Here is a 12,729-nt window from a genome sequence, read left to right on the forward strand (position 1 = left end):
GACCTGCCGGGCTGCCGCCCGCACGTCGTCCCTTCCCGATGAGGAGTGCATTCGTGAGCAAGCCCGCAACCGCCGCCCGGCCGGGTGGCGGTCGGACCCGGCCGGCCCCGGTGAGTCGCCGGGTCGTGCCGGCCGCCGGCCGGACGTCCCGCGACCCGGGTCGGGTCGGCTGACATGACCCGCTTCTTGATCCGGCGGATCCCGTCGGTCGCGCTGGTGCTGGTCGCGACCAGCGTCATCGCGTTCCTGCTGCCGCGGCTCGTGCCCGGCGACCCCGCCGCGGTCGTCGCCGGCCCGGACGCGTCGGCCGAGACGATCGCGGCCATCCGCACCGAGCTGGGTCTGGACCGCCCGCTGGTCAGCCAGTACTTCGACTGGATCGGCGGTCTGTTCACCGGCGACCTCGGTCAGTCGCTGCGGTTCAACCGGCCGGTGTCCGAGCTGATCGGCGACCGGCTGGTCAGCACCCTGGAGCTGGCCCTGCTGTCCGGTGTGCTGCTCATCGTCTTCGGCATCGGGCTCGGCATCCTCGCCGGTTCGACCCGCTCCCGGTGGGCCCGGGTGCTCGTCGAGGGCACCAACACCGGCCTGCTGGCCGCCCCGCCGTTCCTCGTCGGCCTGCTGCTCATCCTGCTGTTCGGCGTCGCCTTCCGGGTGCTGCCCACCAGCGGTGAGGTGGCGGTGCTGGACGACCCGGGCATCGGCATCCAGTACCTGATCCTGCCGGCGCTGGCCCTCGCGCTGCCGATGTCGGCGGGTGTCGCCCGGTTGGTGCAGACCCGGATGCTCGCGGTGCGGCAGGAGGACTTCATCGACCTCGCCGTGTCCAAGGGCGTGCCGCCGCGGCGGATCGACGTCCGGCACGTGCTGCGCAACAGCCTGGGCCCCGCCGTCGTCGCGATCGGCATCCGGTTCGGTGACCTGCTCGCCGGTGCGGTGGTCATCGAGGCCATCTTCGCCCGCAACGGCCTCGGGCAGCTGGCGGTGTCCGGCGCGCAGAGCGCCGACTACACCGTCGTCCAGGTGCTCATCGTCGGTGCCGTCTTCATCGCCGTGATCGGCCAGCTGCTCACCGAGGTCGTGCTGGCCGCCCTCGATCCCCGCGTCCGATTGGGCTGACAGACATGACCCGAGCACTACCTGACCCTGATTCCCCCGCCGCCGGCGGGACCGGACCGGCCGTGGAGGACACGGCGCACCAGGTCCCGGAGACGGGCCGGTCCCGGCGCCCGCGCGGCGGCGGTGCCTGGTCCCGGTACGCCAGCGCGCTCCGCACGCCCAAGGGCATGGCGGCCGCGATCCTGCTGGTGGTGTTGATCGGCGGCGCCTTGCTGGCGCCGGTGATCTTCCCCGGCGGCTACGACCAGCAGGCCCGAGGCGCCCTGCAGGGACCTTCGGGTGCCCACCCGCTGGGCACCGACGAGTTCGGCCGGGACATCCTGGTGCGGACCGTCTACGGCCTGCGAACCGACCTGAGCCTCATCCTCACCGCAGTGCCGGTGAGCCTGGTGATCGGCACCCTGCTGGGCCTGGCCGGCTACGTCTCCAAGCCGCTGGGTGCGGTGTTCCAGCGGGTGCTGGACATCATCCTCGGCTTCCCCGGGCTGATCCTCGGCATCATGATCGTGCTGGTCATCGGGACCGGGTGGCTGGCGCTCTTCCTGGCCATCGCGGTCGCCGGCCTCCCCGGCTTCGGACGCATGGCCCGCGGTGGGCTGCTGTCGGAGGAGCAGCGGGAGTACGTGCTCGCCGCGCGCGTCCTCGGCGTCAAGCGCTCGACGATCATGGTCCGGCACATCCTGCCGAACGTGGTCGACCCGCTGCTGGTGCAGGCCTCGGTGTTCATGGTCATCGCGATCTTCATCGAGGCCGGCCTGAGCATCGTCGGCCTGGGCATCAACCCGCCGAACCCCTCGCTCGGCGCGATGCTCAACGTCGGCGCGCGGTACGTGCAGACGCTGCCGAGCTACGTCATCGGCCCCGGCGTGATGCTGCTGCTGCTCGCGCTGGCCTTCACCCTCCTGTCCGATGCTCTCAACCAGGCGGCGACCCGGCGATGACCCTCTCCTCGAACGACACGGGTGCGACCGCGGTGGGCACCACCGCAGCAGGCACCACCGACGGCCCCGCCACCAACGACGCCGCGACCGACGTGCTGCTGGACGTGCGCGGCCTGACCACCGAGTTCCACACCGCCGAGGGGGTGGTGCGGGCGGTCAACGACGTGAGCTTCTCGGTGCGCCCCGGGCAGATCCTCGGCATCGTCGGGGAGTCCGGCTCCGGCAAGTCGGTCACCGCCCGCTCGATCCTGCGGATGGTGCGCCCACCCGGGAGGACCACCGCGGGGGAGGTGCGCTACCGCGGCACCGACCTGCTGACCCTGGGTGACAAGGAGATGCGGGACCTGCGGGGCCGGGAGATCGCGATGGTCTTCCAGGACCCGCAGTCGGCGCTCAACCCGGTGATGACCGTCGGGGACCAGATCGCCGAGGCGCTGATCGTGCACGGCGCGGACAAGAAGAAGGCGCGCGAGCGGGCCCGGGAACTGCTCGGCCAGGTCGGCATCCCCGACGTGGACCGGCGGCTGGACGACTACCCGCACCAGTTCTCCGGCGGGATGCGCCAGCGCGTGGTCATCGCCGTCGCGCTGGCCAGCAAGCCCTCGCTGCTGCTGGCCGACGAGCCGACCACCGCGCTGGACGTCACCATCCAGGCGCAGATCCTGCGGCTGCTCGCCGAGCTGCGTGACCAGCTCGGCATCGCGGTCGTGATGATCACCCACGACATGGGCGTCGTCGCCGAGATGTGCGACGAGGTCGTCGTCATGTACGGCGGCCGGGTGATGGAGCGCGGCCCGGTCGACGTCATCTTCGGCAACCCGCAGCTGCCCTACACCGCCGACCTGCTGGCCGCCATGCCTCGGCTGGACGACGTGGCCCAGGGCCGCAGCCTGCCGGCCATCCCCGGCTCGCCGCCCGACCCGGCGAACCTGCCCCCGGGCTGCCCCTTCCAGCCCCGCTGCCGGATGGCCGAGGACGTCTGCTCCCAGCAGGTGCCCGAGCTGCTGCCGCGGGTCGAGTCCGGGCACCTGGCCGCCTGCCACGTGACCCAGCGCGGGACACCGATCCCCCCGCTGGTCACCGCGGCCGCCGCCGACCGCGTGCACGGCGGCGAGGCCCGGCCGCTGCTGCAGATCACGAACCTGCGCGTCGACGTGTCCAACGAGAGTCGCGGCCTGTTCCGCCGTCCGGAGCCGGTCTACGCGGTCGACGACGTGAGCCTGACCGTCCGCAGCGGGGAGACGCTGGGCCTGGTGGGGGAGTCCGGCTGCGGGAAGTCCACGCTGGCCCGGACGATCGTCGGCATCAACCAGCCGGCCTCCGGCACGATCCAGGTGGGCGACCACGTGGTCGGGGACAAGAGCGGCGGCGACGCGGTCCGCCGGACGGTGCAGTACGTCTTCCAGGACCCCTACGCGTCGCTGAACCCGCGGCGCACGATCCGGCAGTCGCTGGAGGAGGCGCTGGCGGTCCGCGGGGTGCCCCCGCGCGAGCGGGACGCGGAGGCCCGGGCCCTGCTGGAGCGGGTGGGGCTCGCCGAGCGGCACCTGGACCGCTACCCGCACGCCTTCTCCGGTGGGCAGCGGCAGCGCGTCGGCATCGCCCGGGCACTGGCGGCCGACCCGAAGCTGCTGGTGCTGGACGAGCCGGTGTCGGCGCTCGACGTCTCGATCCAGGCACAGATCATCAACCTGCTGGAGTCGCTGCGCGACGAGCTCGACCTGGGCTACCTGTTCATCGCCCACGACCTGTCGGTGGTCCGCCACCTGTCCGACCGGGTGGTGGTCATGTACCTGGGCTCGTTCGTCGAGGTCGGGGACGCCGAGGCCGTCTACAGCAACCCGCAGCACCCGTACACCGCAGCGCTGCTGGCGTCCTCGCCGATCCCGGACACCGCGGAGAAGAACCGGGAACGGATCGTGCTGGGCGGGGACCTGCCCAGCCCGAAGAACCCGCCGTCGGGCTGCCGGTTCCGCACCCGCTGCCCGATCGGTCCGCTGCACCACCCGGAGCGCACCATCTGCATCGAGCAGGCGCCGGCGCTGGAGCAGACGGAGACCGGCCAGCTGGCGGCGTGTCACTTCGCGGGGGAGCTCTCCCGCGCGGGGGCGCTGCCGTGAGCGGGGCCTGCTGCTCGCCGGCCCGGGGGGCGGACTCCGCACCCCCGGGGCGGGGCGCGGCGGGGCCGGTTCCCCGGGTGGCCCCGGCGGGCACCGTGGTGGGCCGGGACGCGATGGTCGACCTGCCGGGTGGGGCCTTCCGGATGGGCACCGAGGACGCCGACGGCTTCCCCTCGGACGGCGAGGGGCCGGTGCGCACCGTCGAGCTCTCCCCGTTCCTGATCGACCGGTACGCGGTCTCCAACACGGACTTCGCCGCCTTCGTCGCGGCCACCGGGTACGTCACCGAGGCCGAGCGGTTCGGCTGGTCCTACGTCTTCGCCGGCTTCCTGCCGGGGGAGCTGCGCCGCATCTCCCCTCGCCCGGACGTCACCCCGTGGTGGGCGGCGGTCACCGGCGCCGACTGGCGCCGGCCGGAGGGGCCGGGCAGCTCGGTGGACGAGCGGGAGGACCACCCGGTGGTGCACGTGTCCTGGGACGACGCGGCCGCCTACGCCGGCTGGGCGGGCAAGCGGCTGCCGACCGAGGCGGAGTGGGAGTGCGCCGCCCGCGGCGGGCTCGACCAGCGTCGCTACCCCTGGGGCGACGTGCTCACCCCGGACGGTGCGCACCGGGCCAACATCTGGCAGGGCCGGTTCCCGGTGAAGAACACCACCGAGGACGGCTTCGCCGGGACGGCGCCGGTCGACGCCTTCCCGCCCAACGGCCTCGGGCTGCACCAGATGGCGGGCAACGTCTGGGAGTGGTGCGCCGACTGGTGGGGGACCGACCACCCGACCGGCCAGGTCCGCGACCCGGCCGGGCCGGCGGCCGGCCCCGGCAAGGTCATGCGCGGCGGCTCCTACCTCTGCCACGACAGCTACTGCAACCGCTACCGGGTGGCCGCGCGCACCCGCAACGAGCTCGGCGCCGCCGGCGGGAACACCGGCTTCCGCTGCGCCCGGGACGCCGACTGAGCCGCTGGCCGCTCCCGGGTCTCCCCGCCCGGCCCAGGTCGCGGGGACCGGCGGTGTGACGCACCGCCGCCGGCCCCCGCCCCACCCCACCCCACCCAGGAGACCGACATGCGCATCATCTACATCGACGTCGACACGCTGCGTGCCGACCACACCACCCCGTACGGGTACGCCCGGCCCACCACGCCCAACCTGCAGGCGCTGGCCGACCGCGGGGTCACCTTCGACCGCTACTACTGCTCGGACTCCCCGTGCCTGCCCTCGCGGACGGCGTTGACCAGCGGCGCGTTCGGGATCAGCAACGGGGTGATCGGGCACTTCGGCGAGGCGGCCCGGTACCGGCTGGACTCCGGTCACCGGCCGCACCCGGAGCGCCCGCTGCTGGGGCAGCGGCTGGGTGACCACGGCTGGTACACCGCGGCGGTCTCGATGTTCGCCGAGCGGCACCGGGCCTACCACTTCCTCGGCAACTTCCGGGAGTCGATCCGGGCGACCAACGAGATCAACGACGAGGACGGCAGCGCGATCAACCGGGTGGGCCTGGACTGGATCCGCCGGCACGCCGACTCCGACGACTGGTACCTGCACCTGACCTACTGGGAGCCGCACACCCCGTACCTCACCGAGCCCGGCTGGACGGAGAAGGCCGCCGCCTCGGGCCCGCCGCCGGCCTGGCCGGACCAGGCGGCCATCGACGGGCACCAGGAGGTCTACGGGCCACGCAGCGCGCAGGACCTGCACTACAGCGTCGTCCCGCAGTCCTCGCCCACCCCGCACAACGCGCCGGACCAGATCCGCACCCGGGCGGACTTCGAGCACCTGATCAACGGCTTCGACGGCACGATCATGTACTGGGACCAGCTGTTCGGTGAGCTGCTGGCGACGCTGGACGAGCTCGGCATCGCCGAGGAGACCGCGATCATCGTCAGCGCCGACCACGGGGAGTCCTTCGGCGAGAACGGGTCCTACGGCGAGCACGGACACGCCAACGAGGCGGTGCTGCGGCTCCCGCTGGTCGTGTACTGGCCCGGCGTCACCGACGACCTGCCCGAGTCGGCCCGGCACTGCGACAGCCTGCTGTACAACATCGACCTGGCGCCGACCCTGTGCGACCTGCTGGGCGTCCCGATCCCGTCGGGGTGGCAGGGTGCGTCCTTCGCCGACGCCGTCCGTGGCGAGGAGATCGGCTCGCGCGACTACCTGGTGCTCAGCCAGGGCGCGCACACCTACCAGCGGGCGGTGCGCACCCGCGACCACATGTACATCCGCACCTACCACCCCGGCTGCATGAAGGTCGAGTGGGAACAGCTCTACGACGTCTCCGCCGACCCGCACCTGACCCGCGACCTGCTCCACGAGCAGCCCGAGCTGGCCGGCACCATGCGCACCCACCTGGCCGAGTGGTGGCACACCTACGCCGGGCGCCCCGGGGCGCTGCCCGACCCGATGCAGACCACGCTGCAGGTGGGGCCGACCTACTACAACGACCCGGTCATGTACGCCGAGCACCTGCGTGCGACCGGCCGTGCGCACCTGGCCGAGGACCTGGAGCGGCAGCTGTCCACGGCCGTCGGCGCCACCCCGGTCTCCTGGCACGCCTCCGAGCAGTCCTGGACGCCGGAGCGGCGCACCCGGATGGCGGCGCTGTTCGCCCAGCGCGACGACGAGCTCGACTGAGTCGCCGAGCCCGCTCCGCGCCCCTCGCCACGACGCCAGAGAGAAGCACCCCGATGCCCCGCCCTGCCCTGCCCAGCCCGGACCTGCCCCGCCCCGACCTGCACGCCCTGATCGCCCGGCTCGACCTCAAGGCCAAGGTCCGCCTGCTCACCGGCGGGACGATGTACGGCCTGCACGCCGAGGAGGACATCGGTCTCGCCGAGATCCACCTCTCCGACGGGCCGACCGGGGTCCGGGGCCTGACGTTCACCAGCGGCCCGCCGGTCACGCTCTTCCCGAACGCGTCCCTGCTGGCCTCGGCGTGGAGCGACGAGGTGCTGCACGAGACCGGGCGGCTGCTCGCCGAGGAGGCGCAGGCGCAGGACGTGCACGTCGTCCTCGGCCCGACGATCAACCTGCACCGGAGCCTGCTGGGCGGCCGGGTGTTCGAGGCGTTCTCCGAGGACCCCTACCTCTCCGGACGCCTGGCCACCGCCTACGTGCGCGGCCTGCAGGAGCAGGGCATCGGCGCCTGCCTCAAGCACGTCGTCGCCAACGAGTCCGAGACCGAACGGCACGCGGTGGACAGCGTCGTGGACGAGGCCACGCTGCGCGAGGTCTACCTGCTGCCGTTCGAGATGGCCGTCGCCGACGCACGGCCGTGGTCGGTCATGGCCGCCTACAACCGGGTCAACGGGGTGTCCGCGACCGAGCACGACGGGCTGCTGAACGGCGTGCTGAAGGGGGAGTGGGCCTACGACGGGATGGTCGTCTCCGACTGGTTCGCCACCCGCAGCACCGCGGAGTCGGCCAACGGCGGCCTGGACCTGGTCATGCCCGGACCGGTGGGCCCGTGGGGTGACGCGCTGGTCGCGGCGGTCTCCGCCGGGGAGGTCGAGGAGCGGGTCGTCGACGACCACCTGCACCGGCTGCTGCTGCTCGCCGAGCGGGTGGGCGCCCTCGGCGCCCCCCGGCCGGCCCCCGCGGGGCTGCCCCGGCCGGACAGCCCGGTGCGCCGGGAGCAGCTGACCAAGCTGGCAGCCCAGGGCATGACGCTGGTCCGCAACGAGCGGGCCACGCTGCCGCTGGAGCGCGGGACGACCGTGGCCCTCATCGGGCGGCACGCCATCGACACCGTCTGCATGGGCGGCGGGTCGGCGCAGGTGCGGGCGGCCCACCAGGTGAGCGTCGCGACGGGGCTCACCGACCTGCTGGGGTCCTCGGTCCGGGTGGTGGACGGCGTGGAGGTGCGCAGCCGGGCGGTGGCCGCCCGGGCGGGCACCGTGCTCGACCCGGTGACCGGCGGCAGCGGCGTCCAGGTGGTGCTGCTGGGCGCCGACGGCGAGGTGATCGAGGAGCGGCACGAGCGGACGGCCACCAGCATGATCGGCGTCGACGACGACCTGCCGGCGCCGGTGACCGAGGCCCGGTTCCGGGCGGTGGTGCCGCGGGGCGGCGACATGCAGCTCGGGGCGCTCGGGGTGGGCAGCTGGCGGTTCGCCGTGGCCGGCAGCGAGGTCGGCAGCCTCGACCTCCGCCTGACGAGCGACGACGCCGGTGAGGCGATCCTGCGCCCGCCGTCGGGCACGGTGCTCGCCGCCGTCCCCGACGGTGCGCTGGTGGAGGCCACCGTGGACCTGCGCTCGGCCAGTGGCCTGGGCCGCCCGGGCCGGATGGCGGGCGCCGGGCTCTTCGGCCTGGTCGCCGGCCCGGCCCCGCGGGACCCGGCGGCCGTGCTCGGCGAGGCGGCCGCCGCCGCGCGGGACGCCGATGTCGCCGTCGTGGTCGTCGGGCTGACCGAGGAGGAGGAGACCGAGTCGGTCGACAAGTCGACCCTGGCGCTGCCCGGCGAGCAGGACGCCCTGGTGCGGACCGTCGCCGCCGCGGCCCGGCGCACCGTGGTGGTGGTCAACTCCGCGACCCCGGTGCTGATGCCGTGGCTCGACGAGGTGGACGCCGTGCTCGTCGCCGGGCTGCCCGGGCAGGAGGCCGGGCACGCGGTCGCCGCGGTGCTGCTGGGGGACCGGGAGCCCGCCGGCCGGCTGGTCTCCACCTGGCCGGTCGCCGACGGCGCGGCCCCGGCCTGGTCGGTGACGCCGGTCGACGGCCGGCTGGCCTACGCCGAGGGCGCCTTCCTCGGTCACCGCGGGCACGCGGCCGGCCGGGCGCCGGCGCCGGCCTTCTGGTTCGGGCACGGCCTGGGCTTCGGCAGCTGGGACTACACCGACGCCCGCCTGGTCGCCGGGCCCGAGCGCCCCGGCGTCGCGGTCACCGTGACCAACACCGCCCTCCGACGCAGCCGCGAGGTGGTGCAGGTGTACCTGGAGCCGGCCGATCCCGAGCAGCCCGTCCGGCTGGCCGGCTGGACGTCGGTGACCGTCGACCCGGGGGAGAGCCGGGCCGTCGAGGTGCCGACCGACCTGCGGATGTGGCGCCGCTGGGACACCGACGCAGGGAACTGGGGCCTGCTGCCACTCGAGGGCGCGCTGGTGATCGCCCGGGGCCTGGGTGACGTCCGTGCGACGCTGGAGCTGTCGTGACCCGGTCAGCGGCACCCACGGTGCAGACCACGTCCGGCACGGTGCGCGGCTCCTGGCGGCCCACCGGTGCGGCCTTCCTGGGCATCCCCTACGCCCAGGCCCCGGTCGGGTGGCTGCGGTTCGCCGCACCCGAGCCCGTGGTGCCGTGGGAGGGCGTCCGTGCGGCGACCGAGATCGGGCCGACGCCGCAGCGGCGACCGTTCACCGCCGTCGCGATGATCCCGGAGCGCTCCGTGCCCGGGGACGAGACGCTCAGCGTCAACGTGTTCACGCCCGCACCCGGCGATCCGGCGGCGCGGTTGCCCGTGCTGGTCTGGATCCACGGTGGGGGCTTCATCGCCGGTGTCTCGGCGAGCCCGTGGTACGACGGCGCCGCGTTCAACCGGGACGGCGTCGTCGTGGTCTCGTTGTCCTACCGGCTGGGTTTCGACGGCTTCGGCTGGATCGAGGACGCCCCGCAGAACCGTGGCCTGCGCGACCAGATCGCGGCGCTGGAGTGGGTGCAGCGGGAGATCGCCGCCTTCGGCGGGGACCCCGACGCCGTCACCATCGCGGGACAGTCGGCCGGCGGCACCTCGGTGATGGCGCTGCTGGCCACCCCCGGGGCACAGCACCTGTTCCGCTCGGTGATCAGCCATTCCGCCGCGGGCCGCACCCAGGACTCGGCGTTGTCGGAGCGGATCGGGCGGCAGATCGCCGAGGCGGCCGGGGTGCCCCCGACCCGCGCCGGGTGGTCGAGGCTGAGCGAGGACGAGGTGCTCGACGTCCAGGCGCCGTTCGGGTTCCCCCCGCTGACCGGCCCCGTGGACGCGGTGGCGGTGACGCGGAAGAGCCTGTTCCCGGTCGATGACGGGCTCGCCTTCGGGCCGGTGGTCGACGGGGAGCTGATGCCGGACCCGGTCGACGCAGCGCTGGCGCGGGGGGTCGGCGGGGGCAAGCCGTTGCTGGCCGGCACCACCGCGCACGAGTTCACGATGAGCCTGATGCGGGTGCGCGATCCACTGGCCGGCCTCGACGCGCGAGAGGTGCTCGTGCAGGCCGGTCTGCCACCAGAGGCGGCCGCAGAGCTCCTCGGCGACCACCCGGAGCTGGTCGGACCGGCACAACAGCTCGGGCAGCTGCGGACCGAGGCGACGTTCCGGCTGCCCCTGCTGCGGTGGGCCGACACCCGCGCGGCCCGGGGGAGCGCGGCGGACCGCACCTGGTTGTACGACTTCCGCTTCCGCGGGACCACCGCGGGACTGGCCGTCCACTGCGCCGAGCTGCCCTTCGCCTGGGACCTGCTCGACGCCCCTGGCGTGCCGGCGGCCCTCGGGGAGACGCCGCCGCAGCTACTGGCCGACGCCATGCACACCGCCTGGGTCCGGTTCATCCGGGACGGCGACCCCGGCTGGCCCCGGTGGGCCGACCGGCAGGGCGGCATGGCCTTCGACCAGCACAGCAGCACCGCCCCGTTGTACGAGGTCGAGCGACGCCTGCAGCGGGCGCTCGACTCCGTCCGGCCGCAGCACGGCGCGACCGCGACGACGTGACCCGGCGCTGACCCGCTCCCCGCGAGCGGCCCCGTCAGCGCCCGCGGCACCGCCACCCGAACGTCCCCGCCGCCGTCCCCGAGGAGGACCCATGCGCGCCATCGTCCTGATGTTCGACAGCCTCAACCGGCACATGCTGCCGCCCTACGGGGACACGTTCGTCGACGCCCCCAACTTCGCCCGGCTGGCGGAGAAGACGGTCACCTTCGACGACTTCTACGCGGGGTCCATGCCCTGCCTGCCGGCTCGCCGGGAGATGCACACCGGCCGGTACAACTTCCTGCACCGCAGCTGGGGCCCGATCGAGCCCTTCGACGACTCGATGCCGGAGCTGCTGAAGCAGGCCGGGGTGCACACCCACCTGGCCACCGACCACCAGCACTACTTCGAGGACGGCGGCGGGGACTACCACACCCGCTACTCCACCTGGGAGTTCTTCCGCGGCCAGGAGGGCGACCCGTGGAAGGGCGTCGTCCCGCGGCCCACCGACCCGCAGGTGAGCTACCCCGGGCCGCCGTTCTACCAGGCGATGCGCCGGCAGGACGTGATCAACCGCAGCTACATGCCCACCGAGGCCGACCACAACCAGACCCGCACGGTCGACGCCGGGATCCACTTCCTGGAGACCAACGTCGAGGCGGACGACTGGCTGCTGCAGCTGGAGCTGTTCGACCCGCACGAGCCGTTCTTCACCCACGAGGAGCACAAGAAGCGCTACGCGCACGACTACGACGGCCCGGAGTTCGACTGGCCCGGCTACCAGAAGGTGACCGAGCCGGCCGACCAGGTCGAGCACGCCCGCTACGAGTACGCGGCGCTGGTCTCGATGTGCGACGCCTCCCTCGGGCGGCTGCTGGACTTCATGGACGGCCACGACATGTGGGCCGACACCATGCTGATCGTCAACACCGACCACGGGTTCCTGCTCGGCGAGCGGGGCTGGTGGGCCAAGGCGGTCATGCCCTGGTTCAACGAACTGGTGCGGCTGCCCTTCTTCCTCTGGGACCCCCGGACCGGTGAGCGGGGCACCCGGTGCGGGGCGCTGGCCCAGACCATCGACCTGGCGCCGACACTGCTCCGCTTCTTCGGCCTCGAGCCGACACCCGACATGCAGGGCCGCGACCTGGCCGATGCCCTGGCCGAGGGGCGGTTGCCGCGCGAGGGTGCGCTGTTCGGTGCGCACGGCGGCCACGTCAACGTCACCGACGGGCGGTACGTGTACATGCGGGCGCCGGCCGAGGCGGCCAACGCCCCGCTGGACGAGCACACCCTGATGCCCACCCACATGCGCAGCCGGTTCGGGGTGGAGGAGCTCGGCGGCTGGGAGCCGGCCGAGCCGTTCTCCTTCACCAAGGGCCTGCGGACCCTGCGCATCCCGGCCACCGGCGCCCGGAGCAACCCCTGGGTGCACGGCACCCTGTTGTTCGACCTGGCGTCCGACCCCGGCCAGGAGCACCCGCTGGCCGACGACGAGGTCGAGCTGCGGATGCTCCGGCTGCTGGCCCGGCTGATGCACGACAACGACGCCCCGGCCAGCCAGTTCCAGCGGCTGGGCATCCCGTTCGACGGCGAGGCCGGGCCCGAGCACCTGCTGGTGCGCGCCCAGGCGGCGCGCGCGGAGGCCACCGCAGAGCCGCTGCCCTCGCTGGCCGAGCTGCCGGCGCTCGACCTGCTCACCGAGCCGCTGCTCCGGCTGCTGCAGGACGACCGGGCGCGGGCGGTGATCGAGCGCCATGCCCCCGAGCTGACCCAGACGGAGCTGCTCACCATCCCGCCGAACATGGGCCTGCTGGGCATGGCGCGGGCGGCGATGCTGCCCGCGGCGACGCTGCGGGCGCTGGCCCAGGACCTCGCCGCCCGCTGAC

Annotated in this window: 8 protein-coding genes; all 8 read left to right on the plus strand. The window is 73.9% G+C overall.

The features are described 5' to 3' along the window. Positions 1-174: 174 nt before the first annotated feature. The 8 genes from O2V61_RS16250 to O2V61_RS16285 all read left to right on the plus strand — a co-directional run bounded on the left by O2V61_RS16250 (position 175) and on the right by O2V61_RS16285 (position 12,728). Positions 175-1,119 carry an ABC transporter permease gene (locus O2V61_RS16250; protein WP_269184307.1) on the plus strand — a complete coding sequence of 315 codons (945 nt, stop codon included), beginning with the start codon at positions 175-177 and terminating at the stop codon, positions 1,117-1,119. Positions 1,120-1,181: 62 nt separating this feature from the next. Continuing rightward, positions 1,182-2,060: an ABC transporter permease gene (locus O2V61_RS16255; protein WP_269184308.1), complete on the plus strand. Its 879-nt coding sequence runs from the start codon at positions 1,182-1,184 to the stop codon at positions 2,058-2,060. Continuing rightward, a complete protein-coding gene (locus O2V61_RS16260; RefSeq protein ID WP_269184309.1) occupies positions 2,057-4,180 on the plus strand; it encodes an ABC transporter ATP-binding protein in 2,124 nt (707 codons plus the stop codon). Before O2V61_RS16255 ends, O2V61_RS16260 begins: the two co-directional genes overlap by 4 nt. 77 nt (positions 4,181-4,257) lie before the next feature. Further along, entirely contained in the window at positions 4,258-5,136 is an 879-nt protein-coding gene (locus O2V61_RS16265) for a formylglycine-generating enzyme family protein (protein ID WP_269184310.1), read from the plus strand. Positions 5,137-5,244: 108 nt separating this feature from the next. Next, positions 5,245-6,813, plus strand: a complete 1,569-nt coding sequence (locus tag O2V61_RS16270) for a sulfatase family protein (RefSeq protein ID WP_269184311.1) — start codon at positions 5,245-5,247, stop codon at positions 6,811-6,813. Positions 6,814-6,866: 53 nt separating this feature from the next. Then, on the plus strand, positions 6,867-9,332 hold the full coding sequence (locus tag O2V61_RS16275) for a beta-glucosidase family protein (RefSeq protein ID WP_269184312.1): 2,466 nt from the start codon (positions 6,867-6,869) through the stop codon (positions 9,330-9,332). Continuing rightward, complete coding sequence (locus O2V61_RS16280; RefSeq protein WP_269184313.1) at positions 9,329-10,864, plus strand: carboxylesterase/lipase family protein; 1,536 nt, start codon at positions 9,329-9,331, stop codon at positions 10,862-10,864. The genes O2V61_RS16275 and O2V61_RS16280 overlap by 4 nt, the downstream gene beginning before the upstream one ends. A 91-nt stretch (positions 10,865-10,955) precedes the next feature. Beyond that, a complete protein-coding gene (locus O2V61_RS16285) occupies positions 10,956-12,728 on the plus strand; it encodes a sulfatase (RefSeq protein WP_269184314.1) in 1,773 nt (590 codons plus the stop codon). The last annotated feature ends 1 nt before the right edge of the window (position 12,729 follow it).

This window comes from Modestobacter sp. VKM Ac-2985 (assembly GCF_026967925.1).
Lineage (GTDB): Bacteria > Actinomycetota > Actinomycetes > Mycobacteriales > Geodermatophilaceae > Modestobacter.